Annotated in this window: 19 protein-coding genes and 1 pseudogene; 10 read left to right on the top strand and 10 right to left on the bottom strand. The window is 60.7% G+C overall.

Annotated features, from left to right (window positions below; translation table 11 throughout):
- The 3 genes from B3F77_RS01175 to B3F77_RS01165 form a co-directional block, all read right to left on the bottom strand.
- A partial coding sequence (locus B3F77_RS01175) for an ATP-binding cassette domain-containing protein (RefSeq protein ID WP_293603186.1) occupies positions 1–213 on the bottom strand: 213 nt, incomplete at its 3' end.
- Entirely contained in the window at positions 213–1,211 is a 999-nt protein-coding gene (locus B3F77_RS01170; protein WP_293603185.1) for an HlyD family secretion protein, read from the bottom strand. The genes B3F77_RS01175 and B3F77_RS01170, both read right to left, overlap by 1 nt.
- Before the next feature lie 20 nt (positions 1,212–1,231).
- On the bottom strand, positions 1,232–1,816 hold the full coding sequence (locus B3F77_RS01165; protein ID WP_293603184.1) for a nitroreductase family protein: 585 nt from the start codon (positions 1,814–1,816) through the stop codon (positions 1,232–1,234).
- Here B3F77_RS01165 and B3F77_RS01160 point away from each other — a divergent pair.
- Positions 1,815–2,099 (top strand): hypothetical protein, encoded by a 285-nt coding sequence (locus tag B3F77_RS01160; protein ID WP_293603183.1) that lies wholly within the window; start codon positions 1,815–1,817, stop codon positions 2,097–2,099. The genes B3F77_RS01165 and B3F77_RS01160 overlap by 2 nt on opposite strands.
- Before the next feature lie 487 nt (positions 2,100–2,586).
- On the opposite strand, the gene B3F77_RS01155 is transcribed toward B3F77_RS01160, so the two are convergent.
- On the bottom strand, positions 2,587–2,970 hold the full coding sequence (locus tag B3F77_RS01155) for a hypothetical protein (RefSeq protein WP_349678360.1): 384 nt from the start codon (positions 2,968–2,970) through the stop codon (positions 2,587–2,589).
- A 190-nt stretch (positions 2,971–3,160) separates the two neighbouring features.
- On the bottom strand, positions 3,161–5,572 hold the full coding sequence (locus tag B3F77_RS01150) for a YgiQ family radical SAM protein (protein WP_293603182.1): 2,412 nt from the start codon (positions 5,570–5,572) through the stop codon (positions 3,161–3,163).
- A 616-nt stretch (positions 5,573–6,188) separates the two neighbouring features.
- On the opposite strand from B3F77_RS01150, the gene B3F77_RS01145 reads away from it, so the two are divergent.
- Entirely contained in the window at positions 6,189–7,292 is a 1,104-nt protein-coding gene (locus B3F77_RS01145) for a patatin-like phospholipase family protein (RefSeq protein ID WP_349678359.1), read from the top strand.
- 34 nt (positions 7,293–7,326) lie between these two features.
- Here B3F77_RS01145 and B3F77_RS01140 read toward each other — a convergent pair.
- Positions 7,327–7,650: pseudogene (locus tag B3F77_RS01140) on the bottom strand (SDR family oxidoreductase); the annotation flags it as partial.
- Positions 7,651–7,667: 17 nt separating this feature from the next.
- Positions 7,668–8,129: a CHRD domain-containing protein gene (locus tag B3F77_RS01135; RefSeq protein ID WP_293603180.1), complete on the bottom strand. Its 462-nt coding sequence runs from the start codon at positions 8,127–8,129 to the stop codon at positions 7,668–7,670.
- A 185-nt stretch (positions 8,130–8,314) separates the two neighbouring features.
- Between B3F77_RS01135 and B3F77_RS01130 the strand changes: the two genes are divergently transcribed.
- The 3 genes from B3F77_RS01130 to B3F77_RS01120 all read left to right on the top strand — a co-directional run bounded on the left by B3F77_RS01130 (position 8,315) and on the right by B3F77_RS01120 (position 9,413).
- Positions 8,315–8,488 (top strand): hypothetical protein, encoded by a 174-nt coding sequence (locus B3F77_RS01130; RefSeq protein ID WP_293603179.1) that lies wholly within the window; start codon positions 8,315–8,317, stop codon positions 8,486–8,488.
- Between the two features lie 20 nt (positions 8,489–8,508).
- Positions 8,509–8,820 carry a hypothetical protein gene (locus B3F77_RS01125; RefSeq protein WP_293603178.1) on the top strand — a complete coding sequence of 104 codons (312 nt, stop codon included), beginning with the start codon at positions 8,509–8,511 and terminating at the stop codon, positions 8,818–8,820.
- A 170-nt stretch (positions 8,821–8,990) separates the two neighbouring features.
- Positions 8,991–9,413, top strand: coding sequence for a YXWGXW repeat-containing protein (locus tag B3F77_RS01120; RefSeq protein ID WP_293603177.1), 423 nt, complete (start codon positions 8,991–8,993; stop codon positions 9,411–9,413).
- 75 nt (positions 9,414–9,488) lie between these two features.
- Here the strand turns inward: B3F77_RS01120 and B3F77_RS01115 are convergent, their stop codons facing one another.
- The 3 genes from B3F77_RS01115 to B3F77_RS01105 form a co-directional block, all read right to left on the bottom strand.
- Positions 9,489–10,217, bottom strand: a complete 729-nt coding sequence (locus B3F77_RS01115) for a glutathione S-transferase (RefSeq protein ID WP_293603176.1) — start codon at positions 10,215–10,217, stop codon at positions 9,489–9,491.
- 52 nt (positions 10,218–10,269) lie between these two features.
- Positions 10,270–10,938 (bottom strand): DsbA family oxidoreductase, encoded by a 669-nt coding sequence (locus B3F77_RS01110; protein WP_293603175.1) that lies wholly within the window; start codon positions 10,936–10,938, stop codon positions 10,270–10,272.
- Between the two features lie 72 nt (positions 10,939–11,010).
- Complete coding sequence (locus B3F77_RS01105; RefSeq protein WP_293603174.1) at positions 11,011–12,174, bottom strand: acyl-CoA dehydrogenase family protein; 1,164 nt, start codon at positions 12,172–12,174, stop codon at positions 11,011–11,013.
- Between the two features lie 114 nt (positions 12,175–12,288).
- Between B3F77_RS01105 and B3F77_RS01100 the strand changes: the two genes are divergently transcribed.
- The 5 genes from B3F77_RS01100 to B3F77_RS01080 all read left to right on the top strand — a co-directional run bounded on the left by B3F77_RS01100 (position 12,289) and on the right by B3F77_RS01080 (position 17,788).
- Positions 12,289–13,494, top strand: a complete 1,206-nt coding sequence (locus B3F77_RS01100) for an acetyl-CoA C-acetyltransferase (protein ID WP_293603173.1) — start codon at positions 12,289–12,291, stop codon at positions 13,492–13,494.
- On the top strand, positions 13,494–15,641 hold the full coding sequence (locus tag B3F77_RS01095) for a 3-hydroxyacyl-CoA dehydrogenase NAD-binding domain-containing protein (protein ID WP_293603172.1): 2,148 nt from the start codon (positions 13,494–13,496) through the stop codon (positions 15,639–15,641). The genes B3F77_RS01100 and B3F77_RS01095 overlap by 1 nt, the downstream gene beginning before the upstream one ends.
- Positions 15,642–15,683: 42 nt before the next feature.
- On the top strand, positions 15,684–16,427 hold the full coding sequence (gene fabG, locus B3F77_RS01090; protein WP_293603171.1) for a 3-oxoacyl-ACP reductase FabG: 744 nt from the start codon (positions 15,684–15,686) through the stop codon (positions 16,425–16,427).
- Between the two features lie 204 nt (positions 16,428–16,631).
- Positions 16,632–17,207: a chromate transporter gene (locus tag B3F77_RS01085; protein WP_293603170.1), complete on the top strand. Its 576-nt coding sequence runs from the start codon at positions 16,632–16,634 to the stop codon at positions 17,205–17,207.
- Positions 17,204–17,788 carry a chromate transporter gene (locus tag B3F77_RS01080; RefSeq protein WP_293603169.1) on the top strand — a complete coding sequence of 195 codons (585 nt, stop codon included), beginning with the start codon at positions 17,204–17,206 and terminating at the stop codon, positions 17,786–17,788. Before B3F77_RS01085 ends, B3F77_RS01080 begins: the two co-directional genes overlap by 4 nt.
- The last annotated feature ends 140 nt before the right edge of the window (positions 17,789–17,928 follow it).

Genomic DNA, 17,928 nt, shown 5'->3' with positions numbered 1-17,928 from the left:
GTCAATGCCGTCGATGACGATACTCCCCGCGTCGGGTCGCATGACGCTTGCGAGCACACGCAGGGTGGTAGTCTTGCCAGCGCCATCCGGTCCCACCAAGCCGAAGATTTCGCCAGGGCGCACCGAGAAGCTTAAGTCCTCCACTGCCGTCAGTGCGCCGAAACGCTTGTGCAGCCCGCTGACTTCGATCACTGCCGCGGTGGTTTCCGTCATCACGACCCCGCTGCGTGTAGTTCGACTTTCGCGTCGGCAGGCATTCCGGTGACCAGTTCATGACTTGGATTGGCGATGTCGATCTTGATCCGATACACCAGGGTCACACGCTCGGCGTGGGTTTCGACGCTCTTCGGCGTGAATTCGGCTTTGTCGGCAATGAAGGCAATGCGACCCTGATAGCGCTTGGTCGGGTGGCTGTCGGTGGTGACAGTCACCGCCTGCCCCAGCCGCACCCGGCCGAGGTCGGCTTCGTTGAGGTAGGCGCGCAGCCAAACGTGCTCGAGATCGGCCAGGGTCAGGACCGGCGTGCCGGGCACCACCACCTCGCCGAGCTCCGCCTTGCGCACGGTCACAACCCCGTCAAAAGGTGCCGTCAGGGTTGTGTAACCGACAACGATGCGGGCCAGCGCGATCGTTTCTTCGCCGTTATGAACACTGGCTTGGGCGACCCCGACATTGCGCGTCGCTGCGACCTGCAGCGATTGATCCCGCTCCAGCACGGCGCTTGCCTGTTTCAGCACCGTTTCGGCTTGGTCGAGCATTGCCGTGGAGAAAAATCCTTTTTGCTGCATATCAAGCGCGCGCCGCCAGTCGCGTTGACGTTGCTTCACTTCAGCCTGGTCGACGAGTAGCGTTCGGCCGGCCGTGTACAAGTTTTGGCGAGTCGATTCGAGTTGCCGCTGTTGCACGACAAGGTTCGCTTCAGCGATCGCCATCTGCTGGCGATAGTCGGTTGCATCGACGACGGCGAGCACCGTCCCCTTACGCACCCACTGGCCCTCATTGAACGGCAGATCGATGATGCGCGACTGCACTGTCTTGAAGCTGAGCACGCTCTCGTGCGCTTCGATGTTGCCGGAAAGGAGCAAGATGTTAGCATCGCCTGTGGCATGCCAGAACGCCAGCCGCGGCGTGCGAAGCACCGTCACGATCATTACGGCAACCACGGCCATCACGGCGAGAACTGCCAGGACAATCCGATTCCTTGAGGTCATGGCTCCACGCATGGCGTCATCTAACGCCAAGCCAAGACTTGCGGTTCGTTGCGCGCGCTGGGCAGCGCTTCGCCGCGCGGCTTGCCAACGATGATCGGCGCTACGGCAGTCGTCTCGGGGGGAATGCCGAGTTCGTGCTTCACGTCGGGCATGTTGAGCGCTGACGCCGCCGAACCGATGACGCAAGTCCCCAAGCCCATCGCGTATGCCGCCAGCATCAGGTTCTCCGCTGCCAGCCAGCAGTCGGCCAGCGCGAAGTGCCCCGCGGTCTTGGCACAAATGACGACCAAGGTTCCGGCGTCGTAAAAGACGTTGAAGCCGGGTTGGGAAAAGATGTCGAGGCTGCTCCGATCATGGTGCAAACGCTTGGCCTCGGCGGAAAAAAGTTCCTTGGCACGATCTGACAGGCGTTTGAGCACGTCGGCATCCTGGAGGATGACGAATTGCCATGGCTCACCGTGCATCGCCGTCGGTGCCCGCACCGCCGCCGCCAGGAGGGTACTCAATGTCAGCTGGTCAATTTTTTGCTCGGGAGCGTAGGCGCGAACCGAACAGCGCCCGTAGATGGCGTCCCTGACGGTCATCGTGTCAATGGATTGGGTCATGGCCATTCCCCTTGCAATGGCGATCTGCCGTTGCTGCAAACAATCAGTAAAAAGAAGCCTAAAGCGAGTTTCCCATTGGTTCAATATAGCCCCGCCCAAACATGGCGAGTTGACCAATATCAAAGAAAACAGGTGCCCCGGCCGCGAGAGGGCTGGCGGGAAGCTTCACAACCGGTTCAGGAGTGATATTCTTGATATGTTTGGCTTCCCTATGTCAATTCCCGATGACGAGGATGTTGTCAAGGCAGTGCTAATGGCATTGAGATCGGTAAAGGCTAAATAGATTGATGTTTGTGAATGGTAAGTGCTCGCTCGACGACTCACCAAGAGTGCTCAGCCGTTGACTGGCTGCTTTCAGGCAGGTCACCCCAAGGACCGCTCATGGCCGACAGCTCCAATTCCCTGTACGAACCTGAGTGACGGTTTCCGCTGCTTCGAAGACACACAAAAAAACCGCATTGACTTCGATACTTCCGCGCGCCTGCGCTATTGCCATCTTTTAAATTCAGTCACCGTACTGTGGCAATAGCCGCAATGTTGGTGGCCGACCAAGCCCTACCTGAATTGGCATGGCAGCCCGCTTGATGCTGAACCTTCCATCACCAATCCTTTGAACCCGACAACGTAGCTGTCGGCCCGCACCAGCGCTCCGATTCCCAGGATGTCAGCGTAGGTCCAATCAGGAAGTCAGCTCAACCAGCTTCGCTCTGAGCGCCGCATTCTCCGCAGTAAGCTCGGTAATGGTTTGCTTGAGCCTGGCAATCACGCTCTCAGGCGACCCGGGGCTCGGTGCGGGCCAGGGCCCTGGTTTCGCGCGCTTGGCGGGCGGCCTGTTGCAGCTTTTTTTTGCCGCCGGCCACGGTGGCTGCGGCGTTGATGGAAATCGTGCCCAACTTCACTGCCGCCACCGGTTCGGGCGCGGCCGACTTCTGGATCTTTTCAATCTGGCTGATGGTGTTGCTGCTGATGCGCGCGGCCTTGGTGATGGCGTCTCGGGTGATCAGGGATTCTGGCTTCAAAGTCGCGGATGCGGATGGCTCGTCAGGCGTTGGCTGCACGCCGCGCTGGAAATCAGACACGCTGCGCCGTCCCGGGTGCTGGTCAATCATCCACAGGTGAACGTCGTCGATGGAGGTGAACTGGCTGTTCTGCACGGGATTGAAGGCGATGCCGTGCTTGCTGCAAATACCATAGCGGTTACGAGAGCAGGCGCGCAGGAAAAAAACAAGATCGCTCCTGTTTTGATAGCTGCTAACGCCCGATGGATATGCGCTAGAGGCCGATTTTGCTTAAAAAATCGGCTACCCGACCTTCCGGGCGCCAGCCCATTGCGGAACTGATGAATCAGCGCGGCTTGCGGGAAGGTTTCACGCCCGGCGGCTTGGCCGCGCCGGTCACACGCGGCGGCAAGCCGGTGTGCTGGGTCAGCAAGCGGCCCTTGACCACCGTCGAGGCCTTGGTCACGCTTGTTGTTGAGTTTTTCTTGCGTGCGCTGGTGTAGCCGCCATCCGTCATCGGCTGAAAGGTCGGGATCAGATGGTGCTTGCCGTTGCCGATCAGGTCGGCGCGGCCCATGGTTTTGAGCGCTTCGCGCAGCAGCGGCCAGTTGTTGGGGTCGTGGTAGCGCAAAAACGCCTTGTGCAGGCGGCGGCGTTTGTCGCCGCGCACGATGTCCACCGTTTCGCTGTCACGCGTGACTTTCCGCAGCGGGTTCTTGCTGGTGTGGTACATCGTGGTGGCCGTGGCCATGGGTGACGGGTAGAAGGTCTGCACCTGGTCGGCCCTGAAACCGCTTTTCTTGAGCCAGATCGCCAGGTTCATCATGTCTTCGTCGCTGGTGCCCGGATGGGCGGCGATGAAATAGGGAATCAGGAACTGCTTCTTGCCCGCCTCCAGCGTGAACTTCTCGAACATCTGCTTGAACTTGTCATAGCTGCCGATGCCGGGTTTCATCATCTTGGTCAGCGGCCCCTGCTCGGTGTGCTCGGGCGCGATCTTGAGGTAGCCCCCCACATGGTGCGTGACGAGTTCTTTCACATATTCGGGCGACTGCACGGCCAGGTCGTAACGCACACCGGAACTGATGAGAATCTTTTTCACGCCCTTGAGTGCCCGCGCGCGGCGGTACATCTTGATCAGTGGGTTGTGGTCAGTGTTCAGGTTCTGGCAAATGCCCGGATAAACGCACGAGGGCTTGCGGCAGGCGGCTTCAATCTCGGGCGACTTGCAGCCGATGCGGTACATATTGGCGGTGGGGCCGCCCAGGTCGGAAATCGCGCCGGTAAAGCCTTTGACGGTGTCACGTATGGCTTCAATTTCACGAATCACCGAGTCTTCAGACCGGCTCTGGATGATGCGGCCTTCATGCTCGGTGATGGAGCAGAAGGTGCAGCCGCCAAAGCAGCCGCGCATGATGTTCACGCTAAAACGGATCATCTCCCACGCCGGAATCTTGGTGGCGTGCTCGTGGCTGCCGTTTTCGTCGGCATAGCGGGGATGCGGCGAACGGGCGTAAGGCAGGTCAAACACATAGTCCATCTCGGCCGTGGTCAGCGGGATGGGCGGCGGGGTGATCCAGACATCGCGCGCGGTGGCGCCTTCGCCGTGCGCCTGCACCAGGGCACGCGCATTGCCGGGGTTGGTTTCCAAATGCAGCACGCGGTTGGCGTGGGCATACAGCACGGCGTCGCTCCTGACCTGCTCGTACGAGGGCAGGCGGATGACCGAGCGGTCGCGCGGCGGCACCTTGATCTTGCCCTGCATGGAGGGCAGGCTTGGGTTTTGCACGAAGGTCAGCGGCTTGATCGTCGAGCCCAGCGCAAACCCTTCGACAGGCTCAGGGCGAACGGATGCGGGTTGATTTCGAACGGTATTTTTTCCGACCGTCTCGGCTTTCACGGCCACCTCTGCGGCCTCGTCTTCGCGGGCGCAGGTGGCGCCCTGCTCTTTGGCCTGCTCCGAAATCATCAGATAGGGGTTGACATGCGCCTCGACGCGGCCCGGCTCATCGACACTGGTGGAGTCGATCTCGAACCAGCCCTGGGCGGTTTCGTCGCCACTGCGACGTATAAAAGCCGTGCCGCGAATGTCGGTCATGCTCGCGATGGATTCCTTGGCGGCCAGGCGGTGCGCCACCTCGACCACGGCGCGCTCGGCGTTGCCGTACAGCAGCAAGTCGCATTTCGAATCGATCACCACGCTGCGGCGGACTTTGTCTGACCAGTAGTCGTAGTGGGCAATGCGGCGCAGCGAGCCTTCGATGCCGCCCAGAATGATGGGGACTTCCTTGTAGGCTTCGCGGCAGCGCTGCGAATACACCAGCGCCGCGCGGTCGGGGCGCTTGCCGCCGATGTCGCCAGGGGTGTAGGCGTCGTCGCTGCGGATCTTGCGGTCCGCCGTGTAGCGGTTGATCATCGAGTCCATGTTGCCGGCGGCCACGCCGAAAAACAGGTTGGGCTTGCCCAGCACCTTGAACGGCTCGGCACTTTGCCAGTCGGGCTGCGCAATGATGCCGACTCGAAAGCCCTGCGCTTCCAGCATGCGGCCAATCACCGCCATGCCAAAGCTGGGGTGGTCCACATAGGCGTCGCCAGTGACGATGATGACGTCGCAGCTGTCCCAACCGAGCGCGTCCATTTCGGCCCGGCTGGTGGGCAGAAATTTGGCCGTGCCAAAGCGGGCCGCCCAGTACTTGCGGTAACTGGTCAGCGGCTTGGCAGCGCGCATAAAGAAGGAGACGTCGACGGGGGCGTTCATGGGGCGATCGGTAGAAACCGTCGGGATCAGCTTGCGGTGAGGCCGGCGGTTTGGGGATAACCCGCGATTTTAAGGTTTTAAACCCTTACGCGCACCCTGAAGGGGTTCTTGGCGCGGTAACTGCCGGATATGACGCCCGGCTGTTGCTGCCAGCCCCGCCCGGCCCACCTGCGAGTGGAGCCCTAAAAAGACTTTATTCTCAATGAAATCAGCCTTCAGCCCATACACATCGGGCGCAACCAGCTATTAATTTAATAGCAACTTGGCGGCCCGGCTGCGATGCCGGCCTCCTCAGCAGACAAAGGTCAACGGCCATTCAGCGCCGCGCTACATGCACCTGACCCTGACAGTCTACAAAAACCAATGTGGCGAACCCCGCTGCGGTCGCAGTGGGCCTGCAGGATGATGGAATCACCGCCCTGCAGAAAGATGCGTGTCTCGCCACTGGTCAGCTTCAGCGCATTTTGCGCCGCCGGATGTCAGCTGACACTACACTGACTACAACTAAACTGATACGCTGATACGCTTTGGACTTGAATCCGTTGCTCTTAACTGAAGCGTCCTGATGGAACCCGTCAATAAATTAAATCCTGAAGGCTTGCGTATCGTCCTGGTTTTGCAAGGCGGTGGCGCGCTCGGCGCCTACCAGGCTGGCGTCTATCAGGCGCTGCACGAACACAATCTGGTGCCAGACTGGATCGTCGGCACCTCGATCGGCGCCATCAATGCCGCGCTCCTTGCCGGCAACCACAAGGCGCATCGCCTGCAACGCCTGAGGCAGTTTTGGGACCGGGTATCGCACCAGGACGGGATCGATTTGGCGCGGATACCCGATGCGCAGCGGCGTTACAACATCGGGTTTTCCACCCTCGATACGGTTCTGCGCGGCGTACCCGGCTTCTTCGCGCCGCGCCTGTTCAGCCTGTTTCCAGCGGGCTTGGCGGTGCAGCCGGAAGCTGCCAGTTTTTACGATACGGCGGCCCTGGCCGACACCCTCGGCGAGTTGGTCGATTTCGACTATTTGAACGCGCCTGGCGGCATGCGCCTGACCGTCAATGCGATGAAAGTAAAGACCGGTGAACTGGCCAGTTTTGACAATACCCAGCAAACCATGAGCGCCGATCACGTCCGTGCCAGCGGCGCCTTGCCGCCGGGTTTTCCACCGGTGCGTATCGATGGCGAACTGTACTGGGATGGCGGCTTGTACTCAAATACACCGCTGGAGACGGTGCTCGACGATTTGCCGCATGTCGACTCTTTGTGTTTCATGGTCGATTTGTGGAGCGCTGAAGGGCCCGAGCCGACGACGCTCGATGAAGTGCAGACGCGACAAAAGGACGTCACCTTCGCCTCGCGCTCCAAGCGTCAGATCGAAGACTATCTCCGTACCCACTACTTGCAGGGCAGGTTGCGCGAGCTCCATGCCTTATTGCCCGAGCGCGCCAAGACCGACGCCGGGATGGATGAATTGACCACCCTAGGCTGTGCTACCACGATGCATGTCGTACGGCTGCCGTATGGCGGGCGCGATTGGCACATGGCTTCGAAAGATATCAATTTCTCGAAGGGCTCTATCGCATGGCGCTGGGATCAGGGTTATCAAGACGCGATGCGCGCCATTGACTACGCCGGCTGGCTCACGGCTGTCTCGGAAGAAACGGGCCTGGTGCTGCATGAGCTGCCGGCGCGCACCAAAGGGAGGACCGCCCCCGCCTGGTGAGCGCCAATGGCAGCGCATCCGCTGTTGTGCTGCTCTATTGCATGTGCCAGCCGTGGCTGACGAGGATAGACTGGCCGCTGAGCGCCGTCGACGGGAAGGTCGCTAGCCAGAGGGCTGTTTGCGCCACATCTTGCGTCGTCGTGAATTCACCATCCATGGTTTCCTTCAGCATCACGTTTTTGATAACGTCAGCTTCGCTGATATGCCGTTGCGCCGCCTGTTCTGGAATTTACTTGTCGACCAGGGGCGTGCGCACGAAGCCGGGGCAGATCACGTTGGCGCGGATATGGTCTTTCGCACCTTCTTTCGCCACGACTTTGGCCAGCCCGAGCAATCCGTGCTTGGCCGCAACATAAGCGCAATAGCGACTCAGTGCTAGTAACGCACCGTCATCTGGCCGCGTACTTCGCCGCCCGGGTGAGCCGCCGTATGGATGTTGGCGTACCAGCGACCGGCCAGCAGGTCAGCCGCTTGCGCCGAGGTCAGCGTGGCCCGGCCTTCCAAGGGGCTACGGATAGGGCCGGTCCATGGCAAGGCAACGCCTGCATTGACACCAATGGCGGCAGGGCCATGGAAGTGGGCCGCCGTGGCTGGCCCCGTCAAGCCGGCATAGTTGACCTTCCAGCGAAACAGGTTGGTGTCCTTGTTGAGCACAGCGTCGACCGAGCCATTGCCCTGGCTGGCGTTAGGCGGCACCTCGTTGGCGGCGCGCAGTTGGGTGGTGAATGCCATCAGGTTGGACTGGCGATCCATCATGCTGCAGCCAGTCATGGTGGCCACAGCTGCCATCGCAATAGCAGCAAGGGAAATACGGGTTACCTGGCGACGAGTAAGCATGGTCAGCTCCTTTAGGTTGTAGAACAATTGTCATTAGCGCACAAATAAGGCGGTGCTAGGAAAACCCCCATACGACCCGTCGGCGTTGTAGGCCTTCGCCGCGAGTTTTCCGGGTGCACTGGCGTCGCGCCGGACTGCCGCCTATGATTCAAAATGCGCAGGGTACTTGCGTCTGGAGATGCATCATGAAAACGCTCTTGCCACTGACATTGCTCACCTTGCTGTTAAGCGGTTGCCCTGACTCCAAACTACCGAAGGTCCCCCCCAACGTGCCGGAGCCGAAAGCCGCCGCCAGTGCGCTGTACAGCCCGTCTGACCTGCCGGCACAACACCGAAGTTTTCACCTGATGGCGGCATGAGGCGCGGCACAAAAAATCGCATGAAAGCGCTGCTCGCTGCGGGTAGCGTCTTCCTGAGCGCCTGCGCCTTGCCCACATCGCCGGGTGAGCCGGTTGCGCACAAGGTGAATGTGGACGGCGCGCCCTACCTGCTCAGCCCGCTCACAGCCAGCACCTGGACCGCCACCGCCGTCGGCATTACCAGGCCGCTGGCGAGCCGTTCATCCAGCAGGGCCGCGCTGCTCCAGGCCATTGAGAAAATCTCGGACTGCAAAGTGACCGACAGCGACTATTCGCGCCAAGGCAGGCAACTCGATGCCCAGGTGGATTGCGGCAGCAAGCTCAAGAACTAGGACCCAAACACCCACCAACACCCAATCCATCAGCGCAAGCAGCTATCAATTAAATAGCACATACAGAGCTTTACGCAATCCTCCCGACACAACCGACAACTTTACGTGGCATGCGGTACGCCGCTTCTGACCGGGGCCGACACTGCCATCAACATCCGAAGGAAACTATCATGACCATTAACCACCCGATAAAAAAAATCTTGCTCTCTGCCCTGCTGGCAGGTGCCGTCGCCACACCGGCGCTGGCGCAAATCAGCATCAACATCAGCATCGCTCCACCGCAGCAGCAATACGAGGTGGTTCCGGTGCTGGCACCCGACAGGGTCTGGGCGCCAGGTTACTGGGCCTGGACTGGTGATCGTTACGTCTGGGTTCGCGGTCAGGCCATCATGAAGCGTGATGGCTACCGCTGGGAGCCCGACCGCTGGGAGCAAAAAGGCAATGGCTATCAGCGCCACCCTGGGAACTGGGTGCGCGAGATCCAATACGTGCCGGTCAAGGATAAGAAGGCCAAGAAGGCCAAGAAGGCCAAGAACGACCAGGGCAAGCGCCATGGCGAAAAGAACGGCAAGGGCCCCGGACCCAAGCACTAAACCTGAATTCGTTTCTGAATAGGCGTAAAAAAGCTGGCGGCTTGCCAGCTTTTTTTGTCGCTCCCCGGCGCAGCGTCAGCCGTCCAGTTCCGGGTAGCGGCGGAAGATGCCGGCTTCGTTGAAGGCAATGCGCCGCTCGCTGGCCAAGTAGGCCGCTACGCGCTTGTGCTGTGCCACGCTCTCATGCAGTGCAGCGACCCGTGACGTTTTCATCAACGCACGCCGGGTGGCCTTGGGAAAGGCGTACAGCAAGCCATCGACCAGCTGGAACAGTGACAAGTCGGCGTAGCTCAGCCGTGCACCCACCAAATGAGCGCTGCCACGCGGGTTGCGTTGCAGCACGCTTTCAAACCAGTCCAAAAACTTGGGCAACCGCGCCTCGCGGAACTCTTTGGCACGCCTCAGGGCCTCTGGCTTCTGGTCGTCGTAGTAGAGGCTGCTCGCAATCGGGTGATGCGTGTCGTGTACCTCGGACACCGCATCGGCAATCGTCAGTTGCAACTGGTGTGTCCACAGCCGCTGGACCTCGCTCTTGCCCACCAGGCCCAGGCGCGGGCCGAGGTACAGCAGGATTGCGGCCGTCTGGCCGACGATGACCTTGCCATCCACCAGAAAAGGCGGCGCAAATGGCGGGCGCTGCACGGCGGGGCTCTCCATGAAATGCAGCATGGCCGCCACGCCCTGCCCTTCGCCTTCGCAGCCGCGCGCCACATCCACGTAGTCGGCGCCCGCCGCTTCCAGCGCCAGGCGCACAAACTCGCCGCGGCCCTGAATCGTGGGCCAGTAATGAAGTTCGTAGGGCATGGCAACTCCTTCAGCAGAGGCGAGTGATTGACGTGGAACGAAACGGCCGGTTTCAGCCTGCCGCTGCAATCTGGCGCAGGGCCTGCTCAAACACCTCGGCAGGCTGACCGCCGGAGATCAAATGCCGGTCATTGATGATGATGGCCGGCACCGAATGAATGCCCTGGGTCAGATAAAACTGCTCGCGCTCGCGCACCTCATCGGCGTAGGCGTCTGAGGCCAGTATCTCGCGGGCACGCGCAGCATCCAGGCCCACCTCGCCCGCCACTCGCGCCAGCACCTCATGCGAAGCGGGGCTCTGGCCATCGGTGAAGTAGGCCTTGAACAGCGCCTCTTTCAACGCCTTCTGCCGGTCGGCACCAACGAGCTCGGCCCAGTGCAGCAGACGGTGCGCGTCAAAGGTGTTGTAAATGCGATGGCGCCCGCCGCCAGGTTCATCCGCCGCGCTGAACTTGAAGCCCAATTCGGCGCCGCGCACGCGAATGTTTTCGCGGTTGGCACTGGCTTGCGCTGGCGTAATGCCGTATTTCTGCGTGATGTGCTCGGTAATTTCCTGGCCCTCAGCGCTCATGCCGGGATTCAGTTCAAACGGCTGGAAATGCAGCTCGGCGGTGATGTCGCTGCCGACGCGCGCCAGGGCTTGATCCAACGCTTTAAGGCCAATCACGCACCAGGGGCAGGAAACGTCAGAGACAAAGTCGATTTTAAGTTGGGTGGTCATCTTGTGAGTGTCTAGCAAAAAAATACACCTCAGTGGACACGGGGACATACAGTCCTACCATTTCAAAGCGCCCTACTTCGCACCAAGCCCCATCGCGCGCGAAATCACCTCTTTCATGATTTCATTGGTGCCACCGTAAATGCGCTGCACGCGGGCATCGGCATAGGCGCGGGTAATCGGATATTCCCACATGTAGCCGTAGCCGCCGAAGAGCTGCACGCATTCGTCCATCACCTTGCACTGCAAGTCGCTGCACCAGTACTTGGCCATGCTGGCCGTGGCGGTGTCCAGCTTGTCCTGGGCCACCAGCTCGACGCATTTATCAACAAACACACGCGCCACCTGCACTTCGGTCTGCAACTCGGCCAGGGTGTAACGCGTGTTCTGGTAGCTGGCCACCGGCTGGCCGAACACCTTGCGCTCTTTCACATAGGCCAGGGTCCAGTCAATGGCGGCCTGCGCTGAGGCCACGGCCGTGATGGCGATTTGCAGACGCTCCCACGGCAGTTGCTCCATCAGGCAGATGAAGCCCTTGTTTTCGTGCGCCTCGCCGCCCAACAGGTTTTCGGCGGGGATGTTCACGTCTGTAAAAAAGAGCTCGGACGTGTCTTGCGCCTTGAGGCCGAGTTTTTTCAGGCGCTTGCCGACGTCAAAGCCCGGCATGCCGCGCTCCACCAGCAAAAGGCTGGTTCCCTTGGCACCGGCCGCCGGCTTGGTCTTGGCAACGACGAGAACAAGATCGGCGTGCCAGCCATTGGTGATGAAGGTTTTACTGCCGTTGAGCAAATAGCTGCCGTCAGGCTGCCTGAGCGCCGTGGTTTTGATGCCCTGCAGGTCAGACCCGGCGGCGGGCTCGCTCATGGCAATGGCGCCGACCATCTCGCCGCTGGCCAGTTTCGGCAGGTACTTCTGCTTTTGCGCCTCGGTGCCGTAATGAAGGATGTAAGGTGCCACGATTTCGCTGTGAAGTCCGTAGCCGATCCCCGAGAAGCCGCCGCGCGCCAGCTCTTCCATCTGCACCACCGAATAAAGCTTGTCAGCACCCGAGCCGCCGTAGGCCTCCGGCATGGTCATGCACAAAAAGCCGTTGTCACCGGCCTTGCGCCATACCGCGCGATCGACATAGCCCTGCTCTTCCCACTGCGCGTGAAACGGGGCAATCTCCTTGTCCATGAAGCGTCGGAAAGCATCGCGAAAGGATTCGTGCTCGGGGCTGAAGAGGCTGCGTTCGATCATGGGCTTACCTTGTGTGGCTAGAGAAAAGTATTTATGCAAAGCGATTGCTTTGTGAAATGAATATACTTCAACGGCCCTTTTGCCTGTTCCAGGACACTTTCAAGGAAAGCCACCATGATCGAAGCATTCATCTACGACGCCATTCGCACGCCACGCGGCAAAGGCAAAAAAGACGGCAGCCTGCATGAAGTCAAGCCCATCAACCTGCTGGCCGGTGTGCTGACCGAGCTGCAGCGCCGCAACGGCTTTGACACCGCTGCGGTCGACGACGTGGTGATGGGAGTGGTCTCGCCGGTGGGTGAGCAAGGCGCGGTCATTGCCAAGGTGGCTGCGCTCAAGGCCGGCTGGGACTTCAAGGCCTCGGGCATACAGATCAACCGCTTTTGCGCCTCGGGCCTGGAAGCCGTGAACCTGGCCGCGCAAAAAGTGCGTTCGGGCTGGGAAGACCTGGTGGTCGCCGGCGGCGTCGAAAGCATGAGCCGCGTGCCGCTTGGCGCAGACGGCGGCGCCTGGGCGCAAGACCCTGAAACCAACAGCGCCACACTATTTGTGCCGCAGGGCATAGGCGCCGACCTGATTGCCACGATAGAAGGTTTTAGCCGCGCCGACGTGGACAACTTTGCACTGGAAAGCCAGCGGCGCGCCACCAAAGCGCGTGACGCTGGCTACTTTTCCCAATCCATCGTTCCGGTCAGGGACTTTCTGGGCCAGACCATTCTGGACCAGGACGAATTCATCAAACCCCACACCACGCTGGAAGGCCTGGCGCAACTCAAGCCAGCGTTTGAGCAGTTGGGCGCAATGGGCTTTGACATGGTGGCCTTGCAGCGCTACCCGCAGGTCGAGCGCATCCACCACGTGCACCACGCCGGCAATTCGTCGGGCATTGTGGACGGCGCGGCGGCGGTGCTGGTTGGCTCTGAAGCCGCCGGTAAAACGCACGGCCTGAACCCACGGGCGCGCATTGTGGCCGCGGCCCTGAGCGGCGCCGACCCCACCATCATGCTGACCGGCCCCATGCCGGCGGCGCGCAAGGCACTTGCCAGGGCCGGTATGACGGTGGAGCAGATCGACCTGTTTGAAGTCAACGAAGCGTTTGCCGCCGTGGTGATGCGCTTCATGAAGGAAATGAAGGTGCCGCACGACAAGGTCAACGTCAACGGCGGCGCCATCGCCATGGGACACCCGCTGGGCGCCACCGGCGCAATGATCATGGGCACGCTGGTGGACGAACTGCAGCGGCGCCAGTTGCGCTACGGCATGGTCACGTTGTGTGTGGGCGGCGGCATGGGTATTGCAACGATTGTGGAGAGAATCTGATGAAGACGATCAAGTACGAACAGACTGATGGCGTTGCCACCCTCACTTTTGACGAGCCCGACTCTCTTGTCAACACCATGTGCCTGCAGTGGCAGGACGATTTGAGCGAAGTCACTGCGCAGCTGTTGAAAGACAAGGACACGATCAGCGGGGTGATTCTGGCTTCAGCCAAAAACACTTTTTTTGCCGGCGCTGACCTCAAGGCCGTGATGCGCCTGACACCCACCGATGCACCCAGGGCCTATGCCGAAGTCGAGCGCATGAAGAAGAGCTTCCGCGCACTGGAAACACTGGGCAAGCCTGTCGTGAGCTGCCTCAACGGCACGGCACTGGGCGGTGGCTGGGAGCTCGCCCTGGTGGGCCACCACCGTGTGGCGATTGATGACAGCAAGACGCAGTTTGGCCTGCCTGAAGTCACGCTGGGCCTGCTGCCCGGTGCCGGCGGCATCACCAAGATGACGCGGCACCTGGGTCTGATGGGGGCCCAGCCTTATCTGGTGGAAGGCAAACTCTTTGGCCCGCGTGAAGCGCTGGCGCTGGGCCTGGTGCATGAGCTGGTAACCGATGCATCTGAACTGGGAGCCAAAGCGCTCGCCTGGATCGCCGCCCACCCCGCAGCGCAACATCCCTGGGATGCCAAAGACTACAAAATCCCGGGCGGCACACCGGCCAATCCCAAGATCGCCGCGGCGCTGAGTGTGGCACCGGCCCTGCTCAAAAAGCAGACCCGCGGGCTCTATCCGGCTCCCGAGGCCATCCTGGCCTGCATGGTTGAAGGCGCGATGGTTGACATCGAGACCGCCTTGCGCATCGAAAGCCGCTACCTGGCCAAGCTCCTGACCGGCCCCAATGCCAAGGCCATGATCAACACCTTCTTCTTCAACATGAATGCAATCAGGTCGGGCCAGTCGCGTCCGAAAGACATTCCAAGGTTCAAGCCGCAAAAAGTCGGCGTGCTGGGCGCGGGCATGATGGGCGCCGGCATCGCCTACGCGCAGGCGAGCAAAGGCATTGCGACCATCCTCAGGGACGTCAGCCAGGACAAGGCCGATGTCGGCAAGGCCTACAGCGCCAAAATTGCCCAAGCGCTTATAGAAATGGGCCGGATAAGCCCGAGCGACCAGGCCGCCCTGCTGTCGCGCATCACAGCCACGGACAAGGTAGCGGACTTGGCGGGCTGCGAGCTCATCATCGAGGCCGTGTTCGAGCGGCGTGATCTCAAGGCCAAAGTCACGCAGGAAGCCGAACCCTTGCTGGCCCCTGGCGGTTTTTTTGCGTCGAACACCTCCACCCTGCCCATCAGCAGCCTGGCCACGGCCAGCGCCCGGCCCGACAAATTCATCGGCATTCATTTCTTCAGTCCGGTCGACAAAATGAAGCTGGTCGAGATCATTCGCGGCCAGCAGACCGACGACGAAACCGTGGCGCGGGCCTTTGACTACGTGCAGGCGCTTGGCAAGATCCCTATTGTGGTGAACGATTCACGGGGCTTTTACACCAGCCGTACCTTTGGCACCTTTGTCATGGAAGGCGCGGCCATGCTGGGTGAAGGTATTCCGGCCGCTGCGATTGAAAACGCCGGCATCCAGGCGGGCATGCCGGTCGGACCACTGGCCGTGCTCGATGAAACCGCACTGTCGCTGAGTGTTCATGTGCTGGACCAGACGCGCACCGACTTCAGCGCCGAGGGCAAGACCTACATCGCCACGCCGGGCGAGCTGCTGGTGGAGCGCATGGTCAAAGAGTTCAAACGGAACGGCCGCGCTGCGGGCGGTGGATTTTATGACTACCCCCTTGAGAAAGGCGCGAAAAAGTCGCTGTGGCCCGAGCTCAAACCGCTGTTTGAAAAAGCAGAAACCGCCTGGGATATCAACGAGCTGAAGGACCGCTTGCTCTACCGCCAGGCCGTTGAAACCGCCCGCTGCCTGAGCGAAGGTGTGCTGACCACCGTGCATGATGCCAATATCGGCTCCATCTTCGGCATCGGGTTCCCGGCCTGGACGGGCGGCGCGATGCAGTTCATTTACGGCATGGGCATAGACGCCTTCATCAAACGGTGTGATGAACTGGCAGCCCGTTTCGGCCCGGGCTTTGTGTTGACCAGCGCTGTCAAGGATGCCATCCATCAACACCAGCCGGTTTATTGAATTCACCCATCCATTCACCAACTCCATTTTTCCTGGAACAACATGCAACGACTCCACAACAAGGTCAGCATCATCACCGGCGCGGCGCAAGGCATCGGCCTGGCCACCGCCCTCAAATTTGCACAGGAAGGCGCCATCGTCATCGTCTGCGACGTGAAGCAGGCCGCGATTGACGACGCGGTAAAGCAATGCGAGGCGCTGGGCGCCCGGGCCGTCGGCTATGTGATGGACGTGACGCAGCGGGCCATGGTCGATTCGGTGGTGAAAAAAGTCAAAGACCAGTTTGACCGCATCGATGTGCTGGTCAACAACGCCGGCATCACGCAGGACGCGCGACTGCAAAAAATGACGCTGGAGCAATTTGACCGCGTGATTGACGTCAACCTGCGCGGCGTGTTTCATTGCGCCCAAGCGGTAGCGGACACCATGACGGCGCAGGGCAAGGGCGTGATCCTCAACGCCAGTTCGGTGGTCGGCATTTATGGCAACTTCGGCCAGACCAACTATGCCGCCAGCAAATTCGGCGTGATCGGCTTCACCAAAACATGGAGCCGCGAGCTCGGTCCCAAGGGCGTTCGCGTGAACGCCGTGGCACCCGGCTTTATCACCACGCCTCTGCTCAGCACCGTTCCCGACAACATCCTGAAGGAGTTGGAGGCCCGCGTGCCACTCAAACGTTTGGGCCAGCCCGAGGAAATTGCCAATGTATACGCATTCCTGGCGAGCGACGAGGCCAGCTATGTCAATGGCGCGGTAATCGAGGTGTCGGGCGGCATGTCGGTTTGAACGGCCACCGCTACCGCCACAGCGCACTCTCTACGCTGCGGCGGTGCAGCGTAGAGGGTGCGCCTTTTCTTATTTTATAAGTCATTTATCCATCTAGCCCATACAGGTCGGGCGCAGGCAGCTATTTTTTTAATAGCATATGGATGCCAGCGGCTTCCTTTCCAATGCCTGCTGTGCGTTGCGCAAGCAGCGATAATCGGGCGCATGAATACCCTGCCACCGGAAAGTCATCCGCAACCCCAATCCCTGACAGACCTCTTTGTTTCATTCACCTTGCTGGCCCTGCAGGGTTTCGGCGGCGTGCTGGCCATTGTGCAGCGCGAGCTGGTGGAAAAAAAGCGCTGGATGACGCGTGAAGAATTCATTGAAGAGTGGGCGGTGGCGCAAATCATGCCCGGTCCCAATGTGGTGAACCTCTCGCTGATGATTGGCGGGCGCTACTTCGGCCTCAAGGGCGCGTTGGCTGCACTGGCCGGCATGCTGACGGTGCCGCTGGTGATCGTCTTGTTGCTGGCCCTGACGTACGCCCAGTTTTCCGCCCACCCCGGTGTGGCGGGTGCACTGCGCGGCATGGGCGCGGTGGCCGCCGGGCTCATCGCAGCGACTGGCTTGAGGCTGTTCGGCGCTCTGAAAAGCAACGTGCTGGGCCAGCGCCTGTGCATCGCGTTCGGCATGCTTTGCTTTGCCGCCATCGCGCTGCTGCGCTGGCCGCTGGCCTATGTGCTGCTGGGTCTGGGCAGCGTGGCCTGCGTGCTGGCGTTCCGCAAGCTCAAGCCATGACCGAGTCGCTGCACCTTGTTTTCAGCGCGCGGGACTGGTTTGACCTGCTTTTGCACTACCTGTCGTTGTCGCTGCTGTCGATAGGCGGCGCCATCAGCACAGCACCCGACATGCACCGTTTTCTGGTTGACCAGCAGCACTGGCTGACCGACGCGCAGTTCAACGCCTCCATTGCCATTGCGCAAGCCGCGCCTGGCCCCAACGTGCTGTTTATCGCCCTGCTGGGCTGGAATGTCGGCCTGAACGCGGGCGGCATGCTTACCGGCCTGCTCGGCATTTTTATAACCATGACGGGCATTCTGATCCCCAGCACCACGCTGACCTACATGGCGGCCCAGTGGGGCCACCGAAACCGCGACTTGCGGGCAGTGCGCGCTTTCAAGCAAGGCATGGCGCCCATCGTGGTGGCGCTGCTGATTGCCACCAGCTGGATTCTGGCCGGTGCCAACGGGAGCTCGCTGAAAGACTGGCCGGTGTGGCTGCTCACGGCGGCCACCGCCATCATCGTCTGGCGCAGCAACATTCACCTGCTCTGGCTGCTGGGTGCGGGTGCGCTGCTCGGCTGGTTCGGGTTGATCTAGCTATGGCAAAACCAATAAACGACTTCCGGTCCGTTGATGCAAACCACGAACATGGAAATCACCGAAGCCTGGTACGAGCAGATCGGGCACTGCCTGCCCACGTAGCGCGGCAATGTCAGCCAGTGGCGCTTTCATCATTG

The organism is Polaromonas sp. UBA4122 (assembly GCA_002381615.1).
Classification (GTDB): domain Bacteria; phylum Pseudomonadota; class Gammaproteobacteria; order Burkholderiales; family Burkholderiaceae_C; genus Polaromonas.
Note: the sequence above shows the minus strand (reverse complement) of the source record. Positions and strands in the feature narration are given on the sequence as shown.

What these genes read in the sequence shown, in the direction of transcription:
- B3F77_RS01135 (WP_293603180.1), bottom strand. Translation starts at nt 8,129, where the DNA reads ATGCTTACTCGTCGCCAGGTAACCCGTATTTCCCTTGCTGCTATTGCG.
- B3F77_RS01150 (WP_293603182.1), bottom strand. Translation starts at nt 5,572, where the DNA reads ATGAACGCCCCCGTCGACGTCTCCTTCTTTATGCGCGCTGCCAAGCCG.
- B3F77_RS01115 (WP_293603176.1), bottom strand. Translation starts at nt 10,217, where the DNA reads ATGCCCTACGAACTTCATTACTGGCCCACGATTCAGGGCCGCGGCGAG.
- B3F77_RS01105 (WP_293603174.1), bottom strand. Translation starts at nt 12,174, where the DNA reads ATGATCGAACGCAGCCTCTTCAGCCCCGAGCACGAATCCTTTCGCGAT.
- B3F77_RS01160 (WP_293603183.1), top strand. Translation starts at nt 1,815, where the DNA reads ATGGCCATTCCCCTTGCAATGGCGATCTGCCGTTGCTGCAAACAATCA.
- B3F77_RS01170 (WP_293603185.1), bottom strand. Translation starts at nt 1,211, where the DNA reads ATGACCTCAAGGAATCGGATTGTCCTGGCAGTTCTCGCCGTGATGGCC.
- B3F77_RS01120 (WP_293603177.1), top strand. Translation starts at nt 8,991, where the DNA reads ATGACCATTAACCACCCGATAAAAAAAATCTTGCTCTCTGCCCTGCTG.
- B3F77_RS01085 (WP_293603170.1), top strand. Translation starts at nt 16,632, where the DNA reads ATGAATACCCTGCCACCGGAAAGTCATCCGCAACCCCAATCCCTGACA.
- B3F77_RS01095 (WP_293603172.1), top strand. Translation starts at nt 13,494, where the DNA reads ATGAAGACGATCAAGTACGAACAGACTGATGGCGTTGCCACCCTCACT.
- B3F77_RS01165 (WP_293603184.1), bottom strand. Translation starts at nt 1,816, where the DNA reads ATGACCCAATCCATTGACACGATGACCGTCAGGGACGCCATCTACGGG.
- B3F77_RS01130 (WP_293603179.1), top strand. Translation starts at nt 8,315, where the DNA reads ATGAAAACGCTCTTGCCACTGACATTGCTCACCTTGCTGTTAAGCGGT.
- B3F77_RS01100 (WP_293603173.1), top strand. Translation starts at nt 12,289, where the DNA reads ATGATCGAAGCATTCATCTACGACGCCATTCGCACGCCACGCGGCAAA.
- B3F77_RS01110 (WP_293603175.1), bottom strand. Translation starts at nt 10,938, where the DNA reads ATGACCACCCAACTTAAAATCGACTTTGTCTCTGACGTTTCCTGCCCC.
- B3F77_RS01125 (WP_293603178.1), top strand. Translation starts at nt 8,509, where the DNA reads ATGAAAGCGCTGCTCGCTGCGGGTAGCGTCTTCCTGAGCGCCTGCGCC.
- B3F77_RS01080 (WP_293603169.1), top strand. Translation starts at nt 17,204, where the DNA reads ATGACCGAGTCGCTGCACCTTGTTTTCAGCGCGCGGGACTGGTTTGAC.
- fabG (WP_293603171.1), top strand. Translation starts at nt 15,684, where the DNA reads ATGCAACGACTCCACAACAAGGTCAGCATCATCACCGGCGCGGCGCAA.